This is a genomic window from Microcoleus sp. T3_D1 (genome assembly GCF_036700405.1).
GTDB lineage: Bacteria > Cyanobacteriota > Cyanobacteriia > Cyanobacteriales > Microcoleaceae > Microcoleus.
Genome location: NZ_JAUBOV010000098.1, coordinates 1 through 22871 on the forward strand (window position 1 = coordinate 1; position 22871 = coordinate 22871).

Annotated in this window: 20 protein-coding genes and 1 riboswitch; of the genes, 12 read left to right on the forward strand and 8 right to left on the reverse strand. The window is 46.5% G+C overall.

From position 1 onward, the window contains the following. Nucleotides 1-69: 69 nt before the first annotated feature. Together QT992_RS29315 and recQ are read right to left on the reverse strand one after the other, a co-directional pair. Nucleotides 70-663, reverse strand: coding sequence for a hypothetical protein (locus QT992_RS29315; protein ID WP_333317817.1), 594 nt, complete (start codon nt 661-663; stop codon nt 70-72). Between the two features lie 43 nt (nt 664-706). Next, nucleotides 707-2902, reverse strand: coding sequence for a DNA helicase RecQ (gene recQ / locus QT992_RS29320; protein WP_333317819.1), 2196 nt, complete (start codon nt 2900-2902; stop codon nt 707-709). Nucleotides 2903-2999: 97 nt separating this feature from the next. Here recQ and QT992_RS29325 point away from each other — a divergent pair, with 97 nt between their 5' ends. After that, complete coding sequence (locus QT992_RS29325) at nt 3000-3284, forward strand: DUF427 domain-containing protein (protein ID WP_190738299.1); 285 nt, start codon at nt 3000-3002, stop codon at nt 3282-3284. Nucleotides 3285-3927: 643 nt separating this feature from the next. Here the strand turns inward: QT992_RS29325 and QT992_RS29330 are convergent. Continuing rightward, nucleotides 3928-4593 carry an L-threonylcarbamoyladenylate synthase gene (locus tag QT992_RS29330; RefSeq protein WP_333341867.1) on the reverse strand — a complete coding sequence of 222 codons (666 nt, stop codon included), beginning with the start codon at nt 4591-4593 and terminating at the stop codon, nt 3928-3930. Nucleotides 4594-4807: 214 nt separating this feature from the next. Here QT992_RS29330 and larC point away from each other — a divergent pair, with 214 nt between their 5' ends. Further along, nucleotides 4808-6262, forward strand: a complete 1455-nt coding sequence (larC, locus tag QT992_RS29335) for a nickel pincer cofactor biosynthesis protein LarC (protein WP_333341863.1) — start codon at nt 4808-4810, stop codon at nt 6260-6262. A gap of 152 nt (nt 6263-6414) precedes the next feature. After that, complete coding sequence (locus QT992_RS29340) at nt 6415-6648, forward strand: Uma2 family endonuclease (protein WP_333317823.1); 234 nt, start codon at nt 6415-6417, stop codon at nt 6646-6648. A gap of 335 nt (nt 6649-6983) precedes the next feature. Here QT992_RS29340 and QT992_RS29345 read toward each other — a convergent pair whose 3' ends face one another. Both QT992_RS29345 and QT992_RS29350 read right to left on the reverse strand, forming a co-directional pair. Then, entirely contained in the window at nt 6984-9332 is a 2349-nt protein-coding gene (locus QT992_RS29345; RefSeq protein WP_333341860.1) for a PhoX family phosphatase, read from the reverse strand. Nucleotides 9333-9616: 284 nt separating this feature from the next. Then, a complete protein-coding gene (locus QT992_RS29350; RefSeq protein ID WP_333341858.1) occupies nt 9617-10084 on the reverse strand; it encodes a hypothetical protein in 468 nt (155 codons plus the stop codon). Nucleotides 10085-10444: 360 nt separating this feature from the next. On the opposite strand from QT992_RS29350, the gene folK reads away from it, so the two are divergent. The 4 genes from folK to QT992_RS29370 all read left to right on the forward strand — a co-directional run bounded on the left by folK (nt 10445) and on the right by QT992_RS29370 (nt 14026). Further along, entirely contained in the window at nt 10445-10933 is a 489-nt protein-coding gene (gene folK / locus QT992_RS29355; RefSeq protein WP_333341857.1) for a 2-amino-4-hydroxy-6-hydroxymethyldihydropteridine diphosphokinase, read from the forward strand. A gap of 181 nt (nt 10934-11114) precedes the next feature. Next, on the forward strand, nt 11115-11663 hold the full coding sequence (locus tag QT992_RS29360) for an NUDIX hydrolase (protein WP_333287926.1): 549 nt from the start codon (nt 11115-11117) through the stop codon (nt 11661-11663). Between the two features lie 149 nt (nt 11664-11812). Next, nucleotides 11813-13264, forward strand: coding sequence for an FAD-binding domain-containing protein (locus tag QT992_RS29365; protein WP_333341865.1), 1452 nt, complete (start codon nt 11813-11815; stop codon nt 13262-13264). A gap of 114 nt (nt 13265-13378) precedes the next feature. Next, the gene (locus tag QT992_RS29370) at nt 13379-14026 is read left to right on the forward strand and encodes a Uma2 family endonuclease (protein ID WP_333317830.1); all 648 of its coding nucleotides are present in this window, start codon (nt 13379-13381) and stop codon (nt 14024-14026) included. Between the two features lie 102 nt (nt 14027-14128). Here the strand turns inward: QT992_RS29370 and QT992_RS29375 are convergent, their stop codons facing one another. Then, on the reverse strand, nt 14129-14578 hold the full coding sequence (locus tag QT992_RS29375) for a hypothetical protein (RefSeq protein ID WP_333317832.1): 450 nt from the start codon (nt 14576-14578) through the stop codon (nt 14129-14131). A gap of 97 nt (nt 14579-14675) precedes the next feature. Here QT992_RS29375 and QT992_RS29380 point away from each other — a divergent pair, with 97 nt between their 5' ends. Together QT992_RS29380 and QT992_RS29385 are read left to right on the forward strand one after the other, a co-directional pair. Beyond that, nucleotides 14676-14978 (forward strand): hypothetical protein, encoded by a 303-nt coding sequence (locus QT992_RS29380; protein ID WP_333317834.1) that lies wholly within the window; start codon nt 14676-14678, stop codon nt 14976-14978. Between the two features lie 500 nt (nt 14979-15478). Then, nucleotides 15479-17611 (forward strand): pentapeptide repeat-containing protein, encoded by a 2133-nt coding sequence (locus QT992_RS29385; protein WP_333341854.1) that lies wholly within the window; start codon nt 15479-15481, stop codon nt 17609-17611. A gap of 166 nt (nt 17612-17777) precedes the next feature. Here the strand turns inward: QT992_RS29385 and QT992_RS29390 are convergent, their stop codons facing one another. Further along, entirely contained in the window at nt 17778-19352 is a 1575-nt protein-coding gene (locus QT992_RS29390) for an FAD-dependent oxidoreductase (protein WP_333341852.1), read from the reverse strand. A 248-nt stretch (nt 19353-19600) separates the two neighbouring features. After that, on the reverse strand, nt 19601-20320 hold the full coding sequence (locus QT992_RS29395; protein WP_333341850.1) for a Uma2 family endonuclease: 720 nt from the start codon (nt 20318-20320) through the stop codon (nt 19601-19603). 179 nt (nt 20321-20499) lie between these two features. Next, nucleotides 20500-20646: riboswitch (cobalamin riboswitch) on the forward strand. A gap of 61 nt (nt 20647-20707) precedes the next feature. On the opposite strand from QT992_RS29395, the gene QT992_RS29400 reads away from it, so the two are divergent. From QT992_RS29400 to cbiQ, 3 genes are read left to right on the forward strand one after another with little or no spacing between them, the layout of a single operon-like run. Continuing rightward, nucleotides 20708-21424 carry an energy-coupling factor ABC transporter permease gene (locus QT992_RS29400; protein WP_333317875.1) on the forward strand — a complete coding sequence of 239 codons (717 nt, stop codon included), beginning with the start codon at nt 20708-20710 and terminating at the stop codon, nt 21422-21424. A gap of 6 nt (nt 21425-21430) precedes the next feature. After that, complete coding sequence (locus QT992_RS29405; RefSeq protein ID WP_333317841.1) at nt 21431-21763, forward strand: energy-coupling factor ABC transporter substrate-binding protein; 333 nt, start codon at nt 21431-21433, stop codon at nt 21761-21763. After that, nucleotides 21760-22560 (forward strand): cobalt ECF transporter T component CbiQ, encoded by an 801-nt coding sequence (gene cbiQ / locus QT992_RS29410; protein WP_333341848.1) that lies wholly within the window; start codon nt 21760-21762, stop codon nt 22558-22560. The genes QT992_RS29405 and cbiQ overlap by 4 nt, the downstream gene beginning before the upstream one ends. Nucleotides 22561-22871: the final 311 nt, after the last annotated feature.

Genomic DNA, 22871 nt, shown 5'->3' on the forward strand with positions numbered 1-22871 from the left:
CTTTTCTTGTTTTCTTGACCCTACATTAGATTCTTCTGAGTCCTTGTGTCAAGCCTAATTGAGATGCTCTTACCCTGTCTCTAAAATGTTGCCGTTGTCATCAAAAATTCCTCCCATAAACCGCGCCATTTGCGGGTAAATAGGCTGTAAGTAGCACCAACTTTCTCTACCGTAGCTGCGGATGGGGGCTTCAATTTCTGCCGCACTTGCCAAAATTTGTAAAAATATTTCTGGCTTGACACCAATAATTTGGTCGCGATTGATTCCTTGCCAATCTATGGGTTCCCAAGGGCGGGGATGCGGGGCGGAAAATTGGTGGGGGAGGTCGGAAAGTCGATCGCTCAAAACTTCCAATGACATATAATGGTCAATGAGAGAGTTAATCCTGGCCCGACTTTGCAAGTAGCGAGGGTTTTGATACTGATTTCCAGCCAAATCAATTGTATACACCTTACCAGTAGCTTTCATTGTTTCTACCTGTTTGTAACTTTTACAGCTATTGTGCAAAAGGCTTTTGGGAAGTCGCAATGAGTAAGCTGCAGGCTGCTCAATTACTAGCAGTTGCCTTAACTGAGCCGAACTCAGGTGAAACGGCATGAAGTAGGGTGAACTAAACAACACATGATAGCCGTAATGTCTGCCGAAGAGCAACCTTCCTCCCATCAATTATCTGCGTCCATCAGCGTTAATCAGCCTACATCTGCGGTTAAAAACCCACATAATTTTGCCGCCACCAAGCCCGCACAAACTTAATCTCCTCAAACGTATAACGTTCTTCCAAAAAATCATAAATTGCTCTCAGTTTTTCATCTCCCATAACTTCAATAGCGTACACTATCGCCTGCTGGCGTTCCGATTCCACCAACAAATTTATATCAACTTCCCTGCCCATTTCCATCAATTCTATCAGATGCCCAGAAATAGTATTAGGACTCATCCCCCGCGCATTCGCTATTCCTTGAACTGTCAAACCTTGTCGGTATAATTCCCAGGTTTGCATCTGCGAATAAGACGCAACGTTGGAAAGATTGGGAAGATTAGCGACATCAGAAGATGCAGCACCACTTGGCAATCCTTGTTCTTGGCAAAAAGTGCGAATTGCCTCCAAGAAAACCTTGCCGTATTTATCTCGCTTGTTGCTACCAACCCCGTAAACTTCCTCGAATTCTCTGAGATTTTGCGGGCGTTTTTCTGCCATATCTCGCAAGCTTTTATCAGCAAAAACCACGTAAGGTGGCACAAATTGTTCGTCGGCAATTTGTTTGCGTAGTGTCCGCAGTATGGTAAATAAAGCTTCGACTTCTACTGCCAAAGAACGAACTTTTGCCTGTACTTCCCGCTGCGGTTCAATTGCGATTTCAACTGTGCGCTGACGTTTCATGATTTCCCAACTTTTTTCATTCAGTTTCAAAATGGGAAATCCGTCTGTTCTTTCCTCTAAAAAACCTTGATTTAACAGGGAACGACTCAATTTTTTCCAATCGTCGGCACTTCTATCTTTGCCAATTCCGTAAGTAGAAAGTTTGTGGTGCTGGTATTGCAATACTTTTTGATTTTTGGAACCGCGCAGCACGTCAATAATGTGATTCATGCCGAATTTTTCTTGGCATCTGGCGACGCAAGAAAGAAATTTCATTGCCTCAATCGTCCAATCTTCTACTGGTTTTTGGTTGCAACAGTTATCGCAAGTACCGCAGTTGCCGGGGAATGAATCGCCAAAATAACTTAACTGGATTGTGCGACGGCACTCGGTGGATTCTGCATAGTTGATTACTCGCCGCAACTGTTGGCGGGCAATTCGTTGTTCTTGCGGATCGGGTTTTTGCTCGATGATGTAGTCGATCATTTTGACATCGCCGTAGCCGAAAAATAAGCTGCAATGGGCGGGTTCGTTGTCTCGGCCTGCGCGGCCGGATTCTTGATAGTATCCTTCGAGATTCTTGGGTAAGTCGTAGTGAATTACAAACCGCACGTCGGGTTTGTTAATGCCCATACCGAAGGCTATTGTGGCTACCATTACTTGCACGTCGTCGCGAATGAAGCGGGTTTGATTGGTTGCGCGATCGACATCGTTCATGCCGGCGTGATAGGGTAAGGCTTGGATGCCGCTTTGTTGCAATTTATAGGCAACTTCATCAACTTTTTTGCGGCTGAGGCAATAGATAATTCCCGAACCGCCTTTTTTTTGGATAATTTGCAAAACTTCGGCAAAACTGTGCTTGGTTTTGGGGCGAACTTCGTAGTATAAATTGGGGCGGTTGAAGCTGGCGACGTGGATGTAGGGATTTCGCAGAGTTAGCTGCTGGATGATGTCTTGGCGGACGCGCTCGGTGGCGGTGGCGGTTAGTCCCATAATGGGAATGTCGGGATATCGATCGCGCACTCGCTGCATTTGCCTGTATTCTGGTCGAAAGTCGTGCCCCCATTCCGAAACGCAGTGGGCTTCGTCGATCGCAAATGCCGAAATTCCTAATTTATTTGCTACTATATCTAAAAACGGTAAAAATCTCTCACCGAGCAAGCGTTCGGGTGCAACGTAGAGCAATTTAATCTTACCTTCGAGAATTGCTGTTTCGCGCGATCGGGTTTCCTGAGAACTCAAAGTGCTGTTGAGAAAAGTCGCCCCAATTCCATTATCCTGCAAAGCCTCCACCTGGTCTTGCATCAGAGCAATTAACGGCGACACAACCACTGTCAATCCCGGTTTCAACAGTGCCGGTAATTGAAAACACAAAGACTTGCCACCGCCAGTCGGCATGACAATCATCATATCCCGTTTTTGTAAAGCAGCTTCGACAATTTCCTGCTGCCCCGGGCGGAAAGAGTCATAGCCAAAAAAATGTTTGAGTGCTTGTTCCAGGGGCAGTGGCACAGAAGATATTGGCGGATGAGACGCTGACATTTGCAGTAGTTGGTTGTTGGCTTCTCAACTATTCTATGCCTTTTGAGCACAAATACAGTTACAATAATTGAGAATCTCAATTTAAGCAGAAAAACTGATGCCGAAAGCAATTTGGAATGGTGCCGTTTTGGCCGAGAGCGACAAGTGCGAAATTGTAGACAACAACTATTATTTCCCCGCCGATGCCATCAACCGCGAGTATTTCAAGGACAGCAGCACTCACACTACTTGCGGTTGGAAAGGTGTTGCTAGTTACTACAGTGTCGAAGTCGGCGGACAAGTTAATAAAGATGCTGCTTGGTACTATCCTACTCCGAAAGATGCTGCTAAAAATATTGCCGGATATATTGCTTTTTGGAAAGGAGTTAAGGTAGAAGCTTAGGTTTTTTCCGCAGGTTTGTTAGCTGGCGATTCCGACAGGCCGCCAGGGAATTAATTCCCTGGCTCATAGCTGAAGTCGTCTTAAGACGACTGGGGAAATTAGGGAGGAATAACATAAGTTGGGATGAGTTCAAATAGAAATAATATCTAATATCTACTGATAGCGATTGCTCCTCTGATAATTGTCAATCCTTTAAAATATAGGACAGAGCTTAATTAAATTCAATACCATAATACCAATTTAATGTGAAGTTGCACATATCTCGATCCCCCTAAATCCCCCTTAATAAGGGGAGTAGGGGTTGACTTTGAGAAGAATCTTGTCCACCCCCTACTCCCCCTTAGTAGGGGCGGTGCGACCCCTACTCCCCGTGCCCGCCCTCTTGGCTAGGGGGGATCGGATTCTATGCAACCTCATAAAAAATTGGTAAGCTGTTGTGCATTTAAATTGAATGTCAAAAAATAATCTAAGTCTTGTGGGGAGTAGGGGTTGGGCCTAAGAGCCCGCCCTGAATATGCAATTTAAATGCGTGACAGCTTATAACCGCTATATTTAACAGTCCTCTTTGAGAGGACTTTCGCTCTCTCGACGGGGGTTTTGAACCCCCGGCGGACTGTTGGAGAAGCGAAAGCATCCTCAAATTTTAATCTTTTTCCCAAACGGCGACAGCTTCCGCACCCAAACCACGGCGAACAACAATCGGTTCGCTTGCTGTCAAATCTAGAATAGTAGAAACTTGATATCCCGGATCGGAACCGTCATCGACAATGACATCTACTAACTTTGAAAAACAGTCAAAAAGTTCAGCTTGGCCAAAACTTTCTGCTTTTCCTGCTGGCACGGGTGCTGCACCTTCATCATCCGTGGTAATGTGAGCGGATGTTGAAATAATTGGATTTCCCAAGGCTTCCAACAGTGTAAAACAAAGCCGCTGGTCGGGCACGCGAATTCCAGTAGTTTTCCGTTTTGGGTTCATTACCAACCGCGGCACTAACTTGGTAGCTGGCAGCAGAAATGTATAAGGCCCCGGTATTAACCGCTTGATAATTCTGTATGCTTCATCGCTGACTGCAGCATAGTCGGTGATATTTGAGAGAGAGGAACACAGGAACGTTAAAGGCTTATCATTGGATAGTTGCTTGATCTGGCGGACTCGTTCTACTGCAGACTTGGAGTTGATATCGCAGCCGATCGCATAAACTGTATCTGTCGGATAAAGCATCACTGCCCCATTTTTCAGAGCTTTTTGAATTTTCTCGATCCGGTCTCTTTGGGGTGCAACTGGATGCACTTCGTAAATAGTTGCCATGTTAAGATATTGCAGGCTAAGTGGGCGATCGAAATATAGAGTGAAACCGATATCTTGCAGCATTGTCAAGAACAGGCAAGATGCCTGTTCCACAAAGAGTAAATTTTCTTGTGGGGAGTAGGGGTTGGGCAGGAGAGCCCGCCCGTCCAAGACTTATTGACAATGGTGCAAGGCGTAAGATGAAACAATCAATGCTAAAAATTAATTGTTAACAATGAATAAAATAGCTTATTTTGACTGTCCAACCGGCATTGCTGGCGATATGTGCATCGGAGCTCTCATCCACGCCGGCGTTCCTTTAGAATACCTAATCGAAAAACTCAATTTGCTCGGCATTTCGACAGAGTACCAGTTGCGGACGGAATTAGTCCACCGGAATACTCAACAAGCAACTAAATTTTATGTCGATTTAGCTGCGGATTTGTCGTTAAAACCTGAAAATCCCGCTACCGAACTCGATCCCTCGGAAACGGAATCCCCGACTTTCGACGCCCGCCGCCACCATCATCACGGGGAAGAACATTCTCACAGTCACGGCGAAGCAGAGGCCGAAATTAGCCACAGTCATCACCGCAATTTACCCGAAATTGAGCAAATCATCGTCTCTGCAAAATTGCCTCCGCGCGTGGAAGCTTGCAGTTTGGCCGTATTTCGCAAATTAGCAGAGGCAGAAGGTGCCGTACACGGTATCCCCGCAAGCGAGGTTCACTTTCACGAGGTGGGGGCGACGGATGCAATTATTGATATTGTGGGTACTTGTTTGGGTTTGGATTGGTTGGATATTCAGGAGTTTTACTTTTCGGCGATGCCGACTGGTGGCGGTACGGTGAAGGCTGCACACGGCCGATTAGCGGTGCCGACGCCGGCGGTGATGCGGTTGTGGGAAACGCACCGAGTGCCGGTTTATAGCAATGGGATCGATCGCGAATTGTGCACTCCTACGGGAACTGCGATCGCCTGTACTCTCGCCGCTGGTTTCGGCCCGCCACCGTCGATGCAAATTCAGGCCATTGGTTTGGGTGCAGGTTCTCGAATGCTGGCAATTCCTAATATTTTGCGCCTCTGGATTGGGGAGAAGGGAGAGGGGGAGAGGGGGAGAGTGGGAGAGGGGGAGAGTGGGAGAGTGGGAGAGGGGGAGAGTGGAGGAAAGACGGGTAGTCATTCCCAATTCCCGATGCCCAATTCCCAATTCCCAATTCCCAATTCCCCATTCCCAATTCCCAATTCCCTAGAAACTATTACGGTATTGGAAACGCAAATTGATGATTTGAGTCCGCAGGCGATCGGCTATGTTTTTGATGCTTTGTTTGCCGCCGGAGCTCTGGATGTTTTTACTGCCCCAATTGTGATGAAAAAGTCGCGGCTTGGGGTTTTGTTAACTGCGATTTGTCATCCAGAATTTGAGGATGCTTGCGAAGCTGTGATCTTTCGCGAGACTACTACTTTGGGAATTAGGCGATCGACTCAACAAAGAACTATTTTACACCGAGAAATCCAGACAGTTAAAACAGAATACGGCGAAGTCAAGATCAAAGTTGCGAAGTCTGGAGAAACGATTGTTAATGTACAGCCGGAATACGAAGATTGCGCGGAAATGGCCCGACTTAAAAATATTAGTTGGCGCGAAGTTCACCGCTTGGCGCTGCAAAGTTGGTACGATCGCACTTAATCAATTACAGTGACTTACATCTTGCACCATTTTTATGAACAGGCAAGATGCCTGTTCCACAAGAATTTAATTCAACCAATAACAAATAACAAATAACTAAAGCCTGCGGCTTGGTAAAATTTGTTGTTGCAATTCCTCGAAAGCGGGCATTTTTGAGCGATCGTCTTGTTCAACGATCGCCCTTATTTGCTAAATACCGCCAATTTTCAACACTACAAGAGTATGTCTTGGTGCAATTTGAACAGCCACGAGTAGAAATATTTCGGCGGAATCCACAAGGGCAATGGGTTCTCTCCGAGTATGGTTGGGGCGATTCCTTGCAACTTGAATCGGTGAATCTAGAAATTGCGATCGCCGATTTATATCGCCAAGTACAATTTTCTTAAAAATTCGGTTTATAAGGAATTTGATATTAATTAGCCTAGGGAGTTTTTTTATTATTTGAACGAACCGCGAAGACACGAAGAGCGCGAAGAAAAAACAGTATCTTATTCTTTCTCTTTCTTCGCTTCTGCGTGCCTCGCGGTTCATTTAATCTTACTCCAGATTCGTAAAAAACCCGGTTTCTGAGCCCCGATGCGTAAGTCCAATTTAAACTGAGATGTTGCACTCTTCTCAATAAACTTTTTATGGACAGGCAAGATGCCTGTTCCACAAAGAGTGAATTTTCTTGTGGAACAGGCATCTTGCCTGTTCTTGAGAATGGTGCAAGATGTGAGATTTAAACAAACTGACCCGTTGGAGTCGATCGCACCCGACGAATTCCAATCACCGACGGCATCGGCGATCTGCGCGAATCATTCGAGATATTGCTCGGCCACAAACTGCCGCGAGACACACTCCGAGTCTGATTGAAAACAGCACCGTTCAAATCCAACATTTCAATTTGCCGACTCAGTACAGTACCGTCATCGATCGGGCAATCTTCCCCAGGATGCTGCACCGCAAGCAACAGCGTATCTCCCACAAAAGTCGGCCCTGTCATTTCGCACCGATTCGGGCCGTAAGCAAACGGAATTACTGTTCCTGCATTCGGGCCGGAAGTGGGAATATAAAACAGCCAATTGTTGCCGAAAACTCCAGTAAAATCTGACACATTTCCCGTCTTTTTATGGTCGATCGTCGTTGGCTTTCCACTCGCACCCACATCAAAACCGTTGTGCGTGCTCGTAGACATATCAGTCACGCCCCAAACATTGCCTTGAGGGTCAAAAGCCAAATTGTCTACATTAGCAAATCCCGCCCCATCTACCGCACCGGCTTCTCCACCCTGAGCCAAACGCTGCCAGCGGAACGTCAAACCCGCACCGTCGGGACTGTCTTCAATTATTTTGTAAAGTCCTCCCGACTGCTGATTGCTGTTGACTGCGCTACCGTATTTAGCAACATTAAAAATGCGAGAATCTGGATAGCCGTCGCTTCCGGGTGCGCCGTCAGTATAAGCAATGAAAACTTCCTTAGTAGTAGGATTAACTTCCAAATCTTCCGGCCGCGCCGTCGGAGTGCCACCAATCAAATTAGCAGCTAAGAAAGCATCAACTAAAACCGCACCTTGGCTGCTGTAGAAATTAGCCAGAGTTTTATTTTGGTAGCCCGGAAGTGCTGTTGCTTCATTGGTTGTATCTACTACAAAAGAACCGCCGTCTTCGGTTTGACCGGCAATTCCGGCGCGTTTGGGCAAGCGAGTAGCGGCATCTCTTTGAGCTTTGCCAAAACTTGCTAATTCCGCCTCGCCAACTTTAGAAGGACGCAACGGATTGGTTTGGGTATTTAATGTTAGCGGCAGCCACCTTCCCGCACCGTTGCGGTTGTATTGGGCGACGTACAAAACGCCGTCTTCAAATAACCGGCTGTTGGTTTTATCTGCTGGATTTGTGACAGTGCCGTTGCTGACAAATTTCCAGGTGTGTCCGCCGCGCCGATCGTCCCCCATGTACACTACTAATCTGCGGCCGGCTTCGGCGCGAATCGCGACGTTTTCGTGGCGGAAACGGCCCAACCAAGTGTGTTTGCGGGGGCGGAAACTCGGATCTAGGGGATCGACTTCTACCATCCAGCCGTATTTTTCGCCTACTAAGCCGAATTCCTCACCGATAGTGCCCTTGGCGTAGCTGGTTTGGGCGCCGTTGGGTTTGACATTTTCCTGAACTCCGACGAAAAATGCTTCGCTACCTTGGAAATTTTCTTCGGCGGAGAGGATTGTTCCCCACGGGCTTGTGCCGCCGGAACAGTTGTAGGCTGTACCGATGATCCGGTTGCCGAGTCCGTCGGTGTTGACTTGCGCGAAGACTTGGGTAGCTGCAGGGCCAGTGCCCGTGAGGTACTCGTTATCCCCTTGTCTGGTTCCCCAGGAGGTGACATCTTTGTATTTGTCGGAACGCTGGCTGTTGATTCCGAGGCCGGAAAGTCCGTGAATGCGGCGGTTGAGGGGGTCGCGGGCGATCGCCTGAAATCTACCGTTGGCTTGTTTGGTGATGCGGACGATCGAACCACCGAGATTGTACAGGAATTCGCCAAGGGTATCCCGATTCTTTACCGATAAGTCTATACCGAGGACGGCGCGATCGGCGGATGGAAATGGTGCCAGATCTGACGGGGTATCGGGTGCCACTTTCGACATCGGGAAGGATACGTACTCGTGGTTAACCCAGAGATAACCGTCGTCATTGCTGCCGCGAATGCCTACAAAGCCGGTGTAGTCGGAGTTGTAGCCGAAATAGTCTGCCGGATTGGGGAAAACTCGATCGCCCCAGCGGACAATCACATAACGTTCGTATTCCGGCGGCACAACCACATCGTCAACAATGCTGTAACTCGTTAATTTAGTATCCTGTGAGGCAGCCATCACGGTTCCCTGTCCCCCCGGCGCCATCGCCATGAAACTGGGCAGTTCTCGATAAATCGGCAGCGGGTGGGGAAGTCTTACAGGAGTGAAAGATGTCGGAACTACAGCTTCAGCAGCGCTGGAATTGATGCTGAACAGTTTTTGAGTTAGCCCAGGAGCAAGCACAGTGGTAGCCGCACTGCTGCCGAAGAAAATTAGCAGTTGTCGGCGAGTTATTTTAGACATAAATTCCTTTTCAAACCAACATCTCTAATCTGATGATTCCGTATGAAACTCTATCACTTTTCAATTAAGGGAAGTTTACCTGAAGGTTAATTAAAAGTGGGAGATATTTAGGTTAACAACAAGTTAAATATTGTAAGTGGCAATTGGTAATTGGGAATATAGAGAGAGATTAAGGAAAAAACATCTATCCGTGTATCCGTGATTTCCCTGTCGTGCTGTTGGTTATTTGTTATTTGTTACCAATGCCCGATGCCCTGTTTGGCCCATGCCCCATTACCAATATTTCAATCATCTCGAAAACCCGGATCATTTTCTCGGGATGTCGATCGACTAGGCGCAGGTACATTAATCACTTGCGAAAACCCAGAATTTGCGGACGAAATATTGCTGTCTCTGAATCCCAGCAGCAACTGAGCATCGGCAAAATATCTAGTCCACTGTTCGATTCTCGCATCTTGTTGCCAGTCGCGGCGGGTGACTCTCGATCGCAAAACTGGAACTCTTTGTCGGCTGCGATCGGCTGTAATGATGACTGTAACTTCTGTTAATGCCGGATTTTCTTGAAACTCGCGGGCGATCGACTCTTTCGCTAAATCTTCCGCCTGCTGCACTAAACTCGCAAAAGATTGACTGCCCTCCGAATCTAGGGTAAGGTAGCGCTCTTTTGTTTCAGCCAAACCTATTGATATACTTGCTGTTAAGCTGATAATTGCTAGAATGACGGCCGACAATAAGCGTAGGTACAAATTCATTATCTTTGAAACTAAATACTAACACTTGTCAATGATAGTTAATAAAATTTAACATACTGTTAAGCTTAAATTAAAATAATATTTTGTGTCACCATATTTCCGCTTAACAGGCTTTCCGGCCTGTTCCACAACAAGTGCTTTTTCTTGTGGAGTGGGCATCCTGCCCGCCCCTAGAATGGTTATTGATAATGGTGCAATATCTCAGTTTTACTCGAAATACTTGTCAGCAGCAAAGGATGTCGATAAACCAACCCCCGCGTTAATCTTCTTCCTTCTTCCTTCAACCTCAGAAGGAACCCTCGATAATTAATCCGTGTATCCGTGTCAAAATCCGTGTCGTGCCTTCCCTCTTCCCTCTTTATGAAACTAACAAAATGTGCGATCGCCCTCGGTAGCAACTTAGGCGACTCCCTCGCCACACTCTCTAACGCGATCGTAACCCTCAACAACACCCCAGGAATAGCAGTAAAATCCCATTCAAGCTGGTATCAAACTGCCCCCGTCGGGCCCCCGCAACCCGATTACATCAACGCCTGCGCCATCCTAGAAGTGGCACTACAACCCGAACAATTGCTAGCAGCTTTATTAGAAATTGAAATAAAATTTAATCGAATTCGCCGAGAAAAATGGGGGCCGAGAACCCTCGACCTAGATTTGCTGCTGTACGACAATTTAATCCTAGAAACTCCGACACTGACTCTACCTCATCCCCGGATGACCGAAAGAGCTTTTGTATTAGTACCTTTAGCAGAAATTGCCCCGGATTGGGTGCATCCGGTGACGAAAAGTGCGATCGCCCAACTCCTGCAAACCGCAGATTGTTCCGGAGTGCAAAAATTGCAACTGTAAAAAGTGAGTACAATTCACGGATCGTACCAGTTTCAAAAAAAATGCAACCGTAGCTAAGCTGCCAACTGTGATAGTCATCAGTCATTCCAAATCTAAAATCTAAAATCTAAAATCTAAAATCGTATTAGATCGCCTATGATGTCTTAAATCGGTGCACCCTAACATTATTCGCTTGTCGCTTATGTCGATCGGTCAAGAACTACCCCAACTCCTCAAACAACGCCTATTTTACCAAGGGCGGAAATTCAACTTTGACGTAGCCACCCTCCGTCTTCCCAACGGTTCCGAAGGCGAGTGGGAATGTATTCGCCACCCAGGCGGAGCACTTGCAGTTCCCGTCACGCCCGAAGGTAAACTCGTCTTGGTACGCCAATATCGCTTTGCCACAAAAGGGCGAATTTTAGAATTTCCCGCAGGTACGGTAGAAATCAATGAAAATCCCGCCGAAACTATCAAACGCGAAATCGAAGAAGAAACCGGATATCGCGCCGGAAAATGGCAGAAATTAGGGCAATTTTTTCTCGCCCCCGGTTATTCCGACGAAATCATTTATGCTTTCTTAGCCCAAGATTTGGAAAAACTGGAAAAGCCGCCAGCACAAGACGATGACGAAGACATGGAGACAGTTTTATTCACCCCTGAAGAATTAGAAAAAGCTATTTTAGCTGGGGAACCCATTGATTCAAAATCAATTTCTAGCTTTTTCTTAGCCCGTCCATTTTTGACTTAAATAGGACTGAGGGAAAAACCCGGTTTCTGATAAAAATCGTGCGTCAAACCGATAAATCTTAACTTAGAAACCGGGTTTTTGAACCCGCGTCTGTCCAGGACTGTAAAATCTAAAATCTAAAATCTAAAATCTAAAATCGAATGTCCGATATATCCAATCTAATTTTATTTTGGCACCGCCGCGACTTGCGTATTTCTGACAACATCGGACTGGCAGCAGCGCGCCAGCAAAGCCCGAAAGTAGTCGGAATTTTTTGTCTCGATCGCAATATCATAAATCGGGATGACGTAGCGCCAGCTAGAGTCACATACATGATCGGCTGCTTGCAAAAACTCTCCTCGCGTTACAGGGAAGCAGGCAGCCAATTGCTGATCATTCAAGATGACCCGATCCTAGGAATACCGAGATTAGCAACAGCTATAAATGCTCAAGCAGTATTTTGGAACTGGGATGTAGAACCCTACGCCAAACAGCGCGATCGGGCCGTATCAAACGCCCTCCAACAAGCAGGAATTCAAGTTCAAAATTTCTGGGATCAACTCCTGCACGCCCCAGATGAAATTCGCAGCGGTACAGGGACTCCCTACACAGTTTATACACCATTTTGGAAAAAATGGAACAGTAAACCCAAAGCCCAACCAGTAGAGACACTGCCGATAACTTATCTGGAATTAATGACCGGATTAACCGCCGAAGAACAAGCAATCGCCAACCAAGCAGGTGCAATAGAAACAGTGCCAACAGCCTCTAGTTTGGGATTTATTTGGGAAAACCCATTAGTAATAGAACCAGGAGAAGATGCAGCGCAACAAAAATTAGAAGAATTTTGCGATCGGGCAATTTACCAATATCAAGAACAGCGCAATTTCCCCGCCATTAACGGCACATCCCAACTCAGCGCAGCCCTCAAATTTGGTGCAATTGGCATCCGCACAGTTTGGCAAGCTACCCAGATAGTAATGGACACTTGCCGCAGCGAAGAAGCGTCTACAAGCATCCGTACTTGGCAACAGGAAATAGCGTGGCGGGAATTTTACCAACACGCCATGTATAACTTCCCAGAATTAGCAGACGGCCCCTACCGTCAAGCATTCAAAGACTTTCCTTGGGAGAACGATGAAAAGCTCTTTCAAGCTTGGTGTAAAGGCAAAACTGGCTATCCTATTATCGATGCAGCAATGCGGCAGTTAAATCAGACAGCTTGGATGCACAATCGCTGCCGCATGATAGTCGCCAGTTTCCTCACCAAAGATTTAATTATTAACTGGCAGTGGGGTGAAAAATACTTCATGCAAAAATTGATAGATGCCGACCTTTCTGCTAATAACGGCGGCTGGCAGTGGAGTGCATCAAGCGGTATGGACCCGAAACCTTTGCGAATATTTAATCCGGCGAGTCAAGCTCAGAAATTCGACCCGGAAGGGGAATATATTCGGCACTGGGTTCCAGAATTGCGCCGCGTTGATACTAAAGTTTTGCTAACAGGAAATATTTCGCCTTTAGAACGCCGACTTCTTCATTATCCCTCTCCGATCGTAGATCACAACGAGCAGCAGCGCAAGTTTAAAGAACTTTTCAAGCAGCAAAAAAACGCCGATTAGACAGCTCGATTTTGGGCGATAGTTACCAGTAAATTAAGTTGAAGGGGCGCTGTACACCTCTCAACTTAAAAGATTGTATCAGTTATAATAAACTTAAAGAAATCGGAGATTCAAATGGTAACGCTGCAATTAAGGCAAATCAGTGTACCCCCAGGACATAGAGTGCTGTTTAATGATGTCAACTGGCAGGAATTTGAAGCAATTTTAGAAGAATTGGGAGAACACCGTGGCTCTAGAATAGCTTACAGTCAAGGAACTTTGGAGATTAGGATGCCACTACCAGAACATGAATTCAATAAGGAAATCATTGGCGATATGGTGAAAATATTACTCGAAGAACTTGAAATTGATCGAGAATGTTTTGGTTCGACGACTTTTAAACGAAAAAGTATGTTACAAGGAATTGAACCTGACAACTGCTTTTACATTCAGAATCACGCTCTAATGATTGGTAAAAAGCGGATCGACTTAACTGTCGATCCGCCGCCTGACTTAGCAATTGAAGTCGATATAACTTCCAAAACTCAACTCGATGCTTACGAAGCTTTGGGAGTACCTGAAATCTGGCGCTATGAAAATAAAAAGCTTCTGATTAATGTGCTTCAAGATGGGAAATATGTTGAATCTGAAATTAGTCCGATCTTTCCCAATCTGCCAATTATTGAAGCTATTTCTCAATATTGCGAACAAAGCCAAACAGTGGGTACGAGTCAAACTCTCAGATTGTTTCGCAAGTGGGTTAAAGACCAAATACAAAATTGATATGAAATCCCTATTCCCCGCACTTGCTGTTAGAACTCCGGCTTATTTACGCTCGCCAAAAAGCAATTTTCTCACAGCAAGCGTCCTAATTCCGTTGTATTTTTAATTTCGCTTTTGGGAAATAGAGAGAGAGTAAGGGTGTTGACCTTGAGCTCGATCGCCCACAAAAATAACATAAGTCCCCTTGTCCCCATAACCGGAAAATTCTACATTCCCCGCAGCAGCATTCGCCGGCAGAACGCAGAAACGCCCCCTCGGCCCCTGAATCATCAAACTCGGAGCTCCAGCGGTTTGTACTGCAATCCGCCAGTAAGGCAAATCCTGCGTTACTTCGATGACGTGGTTCGGCCCTTGGGACACAAAACCACAGTCGCCGCTATTGTTCGGGCCGCCGGAAACTCCAGAAACTCCCAGCGGTTCGGGAAATCCCGGAGCAATTTGTAGCGGTTGGCTCCGAAGGGCACCGGCATCCGCTAAAATCATTGCCAAGGCTAGGGTCACGATCGAGCTAAACCACAGTTTGCCACGATCGCCCGGATAATTGATCTTCATGTTTCCTCACACAATGGCATTTGGTTCTAGTTCTTTGACGGTAGGGGATAATGGCGGTTCCAAACACCTTAATCTAAACTAACTTCCGAATTTTTTTATGAATCCTCAAAATAACTTCAATTGGCAGCAAGCGATCGGAGAACTAAAAGCTAAAGTAGAACGATCGCCACTCATCACACAAAATTCAGACAGGTATCAAGCCGTCGGAACCTTCTACAATCAATTACTGGACAAGTTTCAAAGACTCCCCAAACCGGGGCAGGTGGCAGCCTTTGCCTTGGCAGCGATAATTGTCCTGACAGTCTTCAATAGCATCGTAAAGCTAATTTCCGCCCTGATGACTCTTGCCGTTCTCGGAGTGCTAATCTACATAGCGTTTGACACTCACCGACCGTCCTAAAGGCGAGGTGATTCTTGGCTCCACGACTGACCTTACTACTCACTATCCTTACGGCAATACTTAAACCTTTCAACCGTGGAATACCACCAATTGACGAGCTTAACTTAGTTAATCCCAGAGGGTCTATCTCCCCAAGCGTACTAGGATATGAACCTAGAGTTCAGGCGTGCCCCGCCTTACTTCAGTAGTCAACAAAGTATTTGGTTCTCTGGTATTGGGATATTATTTTTTTTATCCCTAGCTGTATAGCGAGTTTTCGCCGCTCTTTGCCCCTAAATTTATGCCTGAAAGTGTGTCTCAACTGTTTCACGATGGCAATGGAGTTTCACCCTGACAACTTAATTATAACCTGGTTTGGGGTTGCTTTGCCAAGCGTAAATTCACGCTCATCCAATAGAAAGCCGTCAAGCCAAGGACGGGGTTTTAAACCCAAATTTCTGATAAATTGGCAATATCTCCTGATTCCTCCAACTAACGACTAACAATAGGAAATTATAAATATGGCTAACCCCACCGCGCCCAGCGGCATCAATCAACCCGATCCGTCTTGGCAAACACAATCCAAGCAAATGCCACTGCTGGTTCGCAGGTGCGGCGCTTGGGCCGTGGAAATTTCGTTAATTGCGGCCAGCGCCCTCGTTCCCTTCAGTATCGGGGCATTGGTCAACAAGGAATCTCAAACCGTGCCGCTCAATTCCTCCATAGCAGCAGCATCCGAAACCGTCGCCCGTACTTTGGGCATACCCGTGCGCGATCGCAGCCCCAGAGTTGCACCCCTAACTAATCTATTCTGGTCGGGGGCGCTGCTGGCACCTGCAGTTTTAGCGGGGTGGCAACTGTTTTTGCTCGCCAGAACCGGTCAAACTCTCCCCAAACGCTGGTTCGGCGTCAAAGTGGTCACAGCGTCGGGTACTCCTCCGGGTTTTGGGCAAGTGCTAATTCGCGAAAGTTTGGGGCGCTGGGGAGTGCCTCTGGGCGTCGCTTACGGCATTTGGCGCTTGACTGGTGCGTTTCCTGATTTGCTAATTTTAGGGGGGCTCAGCGGCTTGGCAATGCTCGCAGACGGCGCTTTTGCATGGCGCTACAAACGGCAAGCGGGACACGATCGCCTCGCGAATACTTTGGTCGTCAACGCTCGATCGAATCAACTGTCTGACAATCCTGTCAAGAGTCCAGATTGGACTGAGGAAGACGCGCAGATTGCGGCTTTGGTTGTGACTCCACAAAGCGGGCTGAAAACAAATGCCAGTTTGTGGAATTGGATGCGCCAACACCCAGGCACAACTTTAGTGATAGTTACCATCGGCAGCGCGGGATTGATTTTAACTTTGTTTGTCGGCACTCTCATCTACACTCAAAGTCAAGCAAATTTGCGGGATTCCCGGCAGCGGAACGACGAATTATTTGTGGCTTTAGTTAGCAAATTGTCTCCCACATCGGCTAGCGGGGCATCGGGCAGGCGAGGGGCCATTTTGGCTTTGGGGACGCTGGATGACTCCCGCGCCGTACCCCTGCTAGCGGATTTGCTAGCTCAAGAAGACAACCGCGCCATGCTGGACGCGATCCAGCAAGCTTTAGTCAGTAGCGGCCCGAAAGCTTTGCCTGACTTGCAGCGGTTGAACCAGGCCCTCAGCAACGACCTCGATTCCCTGCGGTTTGGCGGCAAGGCCCCGGAACGCGAGTTAGCGGCCGCCCGCCAGCGAACAGTACAAAGGGCGATCGGCAAAATTCTCACAGTGTATAGCAGCCAGCTCAACGGTGTCGATCTCAGCCGCACGGATTTAGCTCAAAGTCCTGCCGGCCCATCTCAGTTTACTTTAGTTTTAAACAAAGTTGACTTGTCGGGAATTAAGTTGAGAAATGCCAATTTAACCAATGCCAGCTTGCAGGGAGCTCGCTTTTACGGCACCGGCGAAGACAGGCGTCCGGCTACCTTTGACGATTGGATTTCTGACTTGAGCGGCGCTAATTTGGAAGGAGTAAATTTGACCGGGGCGTCTTTGAACAGTGCTGTAATGAACCGCACTACTTTTGTGCGCGCTGTCATGAACAAAGCTAATTTGTCAAACGGCAATTTGAATTCAGCTAATTTCAGCAGTGCTATTTTAATTGGAGCAAATTTGCAGGAAGCACTGTTAAAAAATGCAAGTTTTACCGGGGCAGATATAGGAAGCGCGAACTTGTCGCGAGCGGATTTGTCAGGTGCACGTTTGGCAAAAGTGAAGGCTCAAGGCGCTCAGTTGTCCTTGACAAATTTGTCTAAATCGGAATGGCAAGGCGCTGATTTATCCGGTGCTGATTTGAGCGGCGCCAACTTACAAAATGCCGATTTGACTTCGACTAAACTCGCCAACGTGAATTTCAAAGATGCTCGGTTGCAAGATGCGAATTTTCGGAATGCGGAGGTGAGTTCGGTTGATTTTAGGGGCGCCAATTTAGCGGGAGCGAATTTTAAAGGCGCTGTGTTTCTGGGGAAGGCAGCTTCGGATCAATTTATTCAAAATCCGACTGGTAGTAAATCCGGTAGATTCCTAGGAGTTGATTTTGCGGAGGCTAAGAATTTAGATAAAAGTCAAATTGCTTACATTTGTTTGCAGGGAGGCCTTCATCCGAACTGCCCGCAGAAGAAGTAAGGATTGGTTGTTAACGAGTAGGCTAATACAGTTGAGCATTTAAATTGTATATTCACGGCGGGTGGGACACCCCAAAAAAGTTTGATTATTTTTTGACATACAATTTAAATGCCACAACAGCTTAGTCAACAATCAATAATCATGAGGAGTGCAACCGGGATTGAGATTATGCAATAGCATCCGAAGTGACAAGAGTCTCGAATTGCGCCAACAGCATTCCATCACCATTATTTGCAACTCCAAAAATTCTAGGTAACTGGCCTGTTTGGGCGAGAACTTGTCTCACTTCTCGGTTAGATACATCGGCGAGATTTTTGTTATTTAGAATGGCATTAACCGCAGCGATACCCACACCTTGACCAACTGCGGCGTTGAATTCAACAATTCTGCCGACAGAACAGGCCAACCCTTCAAATCCAGAACAGGGACTGACCACTGCCAGGTTAGGAACGTTTTTAATTAATGCGTGGCGGATGCCAACATTAAAGATAGGCTGTTTAAAACTCAGACTTTTAAACCATCCTAGACTGTTTGCTTTATCGCCAATACCCGCGATGCCTCCGCGGACATCAAAATGATAGCTAAATGTTGCCAGTGCCTCATTAGCTGGTACGCCACCTAACAGCATTTGTGCGCCAGTTAAAGGTTCTACAACTCCTGTCACATTGCCGGCGTGTCTGATATAAAGTTCTGAGGCATAAGTAACAGAAGTAGCCCCCAAACTCCTCAGCCAAGTTGTAATAAATAACATCTCTCTTTGCATATTAGCCGTGGGTTTGCTCCCGCTTCTAGCTAAGGCTTCCGCTTCGCTGGCTGTGACTGCAAATAAAAGCGCATTCCACGAAAGTCTGTCATTTGGAAGTATTGCTATATTTCCCTCATCTAAAATTACACCTGTTTCAGAAAAAGATAGTTTTCTTCCTCTAAAGGAGTGGTAAGCTACAGACAGAGCCGGCGCGCGAACGTCGATGTAATCGTTACCCGCCCACAGAGTTTTGAGATTGCCTTGAGTGTCCCTCATTTCCCGCCGGAGTTCTTCTGCTAGTTTGGCATCCTTGCCTGCAGCGTACAGCAAAAATTTTTGGCTCTCTGAATCGGCCAGGTTGGTAAAGCGTTTTAGATAAATATAATCGAATTCTTTCAGTGCTCTTGCACTGAGTCCTTGGGTTTCAAAAACGAGGGTGACTGGAAGTTCTGAATTAGGCAGACCAAATGTTTCAAATCCCTTCAGCTTTCTCACACCGGCAGCTTGAGCTAATTCGGCATTGACAGTGGCATCAATAAATTGCTTGCCGGCATAAACTACGCCTTGAGAGGTGGTTATACTGACAATTTTTTGACCTTCTTTACTGACTGATTTAATTTCTACTTTGCTCAGGAGATCGGCCCCAGCTTTTACCAGCATTTCTTTCAGGGCTGCACTGGCTTTGCGGGGGTCAAGTGCAATTGCGGTGACACCGGATTTTTGTAAGAATTCTTTATAGATTGTTGCTGGTGAACCAAAGGTATCTAACTTTAAAGATTGTTGAAGTTCTTCACTAATCTGACTTCTATCTAAATAAGCAAGACCGCCTCTTACCAAATGCCCGCCAATTCCTTCTTGCAAGCTTGCTTTCGACATCAGTAGAATTCGCGGATAACGCTTTGTTCGGCGAAGATATTCTCTGGAGGCAGAGATAACAGCTAGAACTCCTGGAACTTCATCACCAAAACAGATGATATCGTAAGAACGCAGATTCATGACCATTATTTAATAACCTCTGTTGATTTTCATGTTTTCGAGCTGCATCTCAATGTTTGCCGTCCAACTTTCTGTTTTTCCCAAATCTAGCTAGATATTTCCTGATTTTTGCGATAAAATTCACACATTTCTGGAGGCAGAAACCGGGTTTTTTCCAGAAAATCCTCCTTTGAGGACGATCGATCGGGCGTTGAAAAACCCGGTTTCTGAGCGTCCAGAGTCCGTCAGTCTGGTACTCTTGATTGCCATCAGCCCAGATTATCAGGATCTATCCCCAACTCCCGCAATCGCTGAGCTAGTCGATCGGAACGTTGGGCCAGTCGATCGGCGCGCTGCGATTCCTGTTGGGCGCGCTGCGCTGATTCTTTCACCTGTTCTTCAGGAGTCAGATAACGTTTTCCATCGGCATCATACCAATACAACCACTCCCTTGTCACCCCAGAATAACTTCCCCTTTCACAACCAATCCCCAAACCAATTTCAGGCATCCAAACTGGATTTCCTGACTGTAACTCGTACTTCCCATTGACTAACTTGTGTACTTCCAAATGAGGTTTACGACGGCGGCGGGAAGAATAAATGACGTAATAAAGTACGCCTAAAGCTTGATAATTGTCTAATTTTGTGCTGTATTCCTTGCGATAAGTTGGGGAAACAACTTCTAGCACGAAAAGTGGCATGACATTTTCATCCCACAGCACGTAACTGGGACGCAATTCTTCGTCGTAAAATCGTTCTACTCCTAAACTTAAGAAAGCATCTGGGACAATTGGCGGTTCGTCAGGGTGATGATAAATACCCATATCTATGCCAAAAAACCAGTCCATGCGTTCTGCCCAAAGTATGAGCAATATTGCTTTTAACAAGCCTGGTATTAGTTCTTGCAGTTCGTTATCCACAGGCGTTTCATCTGAGTCTGGTAGTTCATCGGCTGAGGGCCAGTGCCTCGGAAATTTGTAATCTAACATGGCGGCTTTCCTCAAAACTCACTAACATTATACCTTTGATTTGTTTGGCAATAGTATTTATGGAACGAACCGCGAAGACGCGAAGGAAGAGAAGAGAAGAGAAGATGATAGGTAATTTTGACTTGGTTAATCTTAAGTAATTTTTGTAAAATATTTGCTGAGATTTACGCGATCGACTAAACTATGTCTAACCAGTCGGTTCTAATGGGGAGCAGCCGTTAGAGGAAACGGGGAAAGTTCGGTGCAAGTCCGGCGCTGTCCCGCAACTGTAATGAGAGTCATGTCGCTTTCTGAGTCAGGATGCCCGCCGATGTGTTAATTTACATAGTCTCATCTGCGAGGTTCAGTGTGAAGACCAGAAATCGGAAATTGGTCAGCTTGGGATTGATGGCTGGCTTGAGTTGTTATATTGTCCTGGGATCGGCAACGCCCGCCGCAGCTATGCACATTTCGGAAGGTTTTTTGCCGGTGCAATGGGCTGCATTTTGGTGGATTGTGGCGTTGCCTTTTTTTGCAGTAGGTTTGCGATCGATTACTCGTATTACAAAAGAACACCCGGAACTTAAACTATTGCTTGCTTTGGCGGGTGCGTTTACTTTTGTGCTTTCTGCTTTAAAAATTCCCTCGGTAACGGGCAGTTGTTCTCACCCGACGGGTACAGGTTTGGGTGCAATTTTGTTCGGCCCTTCGGTGATGGCTGTACTGGGGGCTTTAGTTCTGCTGTTTCAAACGTTACTGTTAGCGCATGGTGGCTTGACAACGCTGGGAGCGAATATGTTTTCGATGGCGATTGTCGGCCCTTTCGCTGCCTATTTTATCTATCAATTGCTGTTGCGAACTGGTAGCCAGCGGGCAGCAATTTTTTGTGCGGCGGCTTTGGCAGATTTACTGACTTATGTAACTACTTCGATTCAATTAGCGTTAGCTTTTCCGGCAGCAAGTGGCGGTTTTATGGCTTCGTTTCTCAAGTTTGCTGGCATCTTTGCTATCACTCAAGTACCCCTGGCTATCAGTGAGGGATTGCTGACTCTCTTGGTCTGGAATTGGCTGCATTCTTACGGGAAGCCGGAGTTGGAAACTTTGAAATTATTGAGACAGGAGTGAGGCGCCGTGAGTCAAAAAACTACAAAAAATCACCAATCTACTTCGCGGCAAAATTGGCTTTTGGCTGGCGCTGTGATTGTTCTGGCAGCGTTTCCTCTCGTTTTTGTGCGGGGTGAATATGGCGGTGCCGATGACCAAGCTAAGAAAGCAATTACCGAAATTCAACCGGGTTATAAACCTTGGTTCAATCACTTGTTTGAGCCGGCTAGCGGAGAAATTTCCAGTCTATTGTTTGCGTCTCAAGCGGCGATGGGGGCTGGCGTAGTTGGGTACGTCATTGGGTTGTATAAAGGCCGATCGCAATCTCGGCAGCAGTCTGATAATAAACCGTCGGAATGAACCATCAGATTGATAGTCTGGCTTATACCAATCGCTTGCGCGGGTTGCCGCCATCTCACAAGTTATCCTTTGCGATCGCCCTTTTAATTCTCTCTCTGGTTTCAGGGGCGATCGTCCAATTGTCGATCGGCCTTTGGTTAACCGTCTGGATCGTCGTCTATGCGGGTATTCCGGGGAAACTGTATTTGCGGTTGCTGTCGCTACCGTTGATGTTTTTGCTGACAAGTTTGCCTGCTTTGGCCCTGGGTGCGGTTGAGTTAAGTCAAATCCCGCAAATTCAGTGGGATATCTGGCAAGGTTGGGGCATTAGCATCGGCACTTTTTATCTGTATGTGAGTCGCACCGGAATATACCAAGTGAGCGTGCTATTTGCCCGCGCCTTCGCATCGACAAGCTGTATGTATTTCATCCTCTTGACGGTTCCATTTACCGAAATCTTGCAGATTCTCAGACAATTACGCTGTCCAGAGTTAGTCACAGAACTGCTATTACTAATGTATCGGTTTATTTTTAGCTTATTGGCGATCGCCGATGAACTTTGGATAGCACAAAACTCGCGCTGTGGCTATCGCACTTGGAAGCGGGGAATGCAGAGTTTAAGCATTTTAATCGGGCAATTGCTTCAGCGAACTTTGGAAAACTACCGTCAAGTATCGCTGAGTTTAGCGTCGCGCGGCTTTAATGGAGAATTGCGAGTTTGGAATTCTTACCCTTACAAACCTTCACGAAGATATACATTGGAAGCTTTGTTTGGCTGCACGGTTTTAACTTTGTTAAGTGTCGTATTTCAATGCTAATTTTATGCTCTTCGATACCTGAATCTAATAGTTTCTAGGTTTTGCCTATTCGTCCGCCAGGGGTTGAAACCCCTGGCTAATAGCTAAAGTCCTCTGAAGAGGACTAATCAGTTCTGTCCAGAACTTACGGGGAGTCCAAAACCCTATTTCTACGTGAATACTTATCGAAAAAGTGACGATTTTTGGAAGAAGCCAGTTTTTTTTGCGTAACTCCTACTTTCTTCAGTCCTCTTCAGAGCGTTCCACCGGCGTCGCACGCCGGTTATGAATAAAAGAAACAGTAAAGCTAGCCCAAAAGTGGCCAGCGATCG

What these genes read in the sequence shown, in the direction of transcription:
- QT992_RS29315 (WP_333317817.1), bottom strand. Translation starts at nt 663, where the DNA reads ATGGGAGGAAGGTTGCTCTTCGGCAGACATTACGGCTATCATGTGTTG.
- recQ (WP_333317819.1), bottom strand. Translation starts at nt 2,902, where the DNA reads ATGTCAGCGTCTCATCCGCCAATATCTTCTGTGCCACTGCCCCTGGAA.
- QT992_RS29325 (WP_190738299.1), top strand. Translation starts at nt 3,000, where the DNA reads ATGCCGAAAGCAATTTGGAATGGTGCCGTTTTGGCCGAGAGCGACAAG.
- QT992_RS29330 (WP_333341867.1), bottom strand. Translation starts at nt 4,593, where the DNA reads ATGGCAACTATTTACGAAGTGCATCCAGTTGCACCCCAAAGAGACCGG.
- larC (WP_333341863.1), top strand. Translation starts at nt 4,808, where the DNA reads ATGAATAAAATAGCTTATTTTGACTGTCCAACCGGCATTGCTGGCGAT.
- QT992_RS29345 (WP_333341860.1), bottom strand. Translation starts at nt 9,332, where the DNA reads ATGTCTAAAATAACTCGCCGACAACTGCTAATTTTCTTCGGCAGCAGT.
- QT992_RS29350 (WP_333341858.1), bottom strand. Translation starts at nt 10,084, where the DNA reads ATGAATTTGTACCTACGCTTATTGTCGGCCGTCATTCTAGCAATTATC.
- folK (WP_333341857.1), top strand. Translation starts at nt 10,445, where the DNA reads ATGAAACTAACAAAATGTGCGATCGCCCTCGGTAGCAACTTAGGCGAC.
- QT992_RS29360 (WP_333287926.1), top strand. Translation starts at nt 11,115, where the DNA reads ATGTCGATCGGTCAAGAACTACCCCAACTCCTCAAACAACGCCTATTT.
- QT992_RS29370 (WP_333317830.1), top strand. Translation starts at nt 13,379, where the DNA reads ATGGTAACGCTGCAATTAAGGCAAATCAGTGTACCCCCAGGACATAGA.
- QT992_RS29375 (WP_333317832.1), bottom strand. Translation starts at nt 14,578, where the DNA reads ATGAAGATCAATTATCCGGGCGATCGTGGCAAACTGTGGTTTAGCTCG.
- QT992_RS29380 (WP_333317834.1), top strand. Translation starts at nt 14,676, where the DNA reads ATGAATCCTCAAAATAACTTCAATTGGCAGCAAGCGATCGGAGAACTA.
- QT992_RS29385 (WP_333341854.1), top strand. Translation starts at nt 15,479, where the DNA reads ATGGCTAACCCCACCGCGCCCAGCGGCATCAATCAACCCGATCCGTCT.
- QT992_RS29390 (WP_333341852.1), bottom strand. Translation starts at nt 19,352, where the DNA reads ATGAATCTGCGTTCTTACGATATCATCTGTTTTGGTGATGAAGTTCCA.
- QT992_RS29395 (WP_333341850.1), bottom strand. Translation starts at nt 20,320, where the DNA reads ATGTTAGATTACAAATTTCCGAGGCACTGGCCCTCAGCCGATGAACTA.
- QT992_RS29400 (WP_333317875.1), top strand. Translation starts at nt 20,708, where the DNA reads ATGGCTGGCTTGAGTTGTTATATTGTCCTGGGATCGGCAACGCCCGCC.
- cbiQ (WP_333341848.1), top strand. Translation starts at nt 21,760, where the DNA reads ATGAACCATCAGATTGATAGTCTGGCTTATACCAATCGCTTGCGCGGG.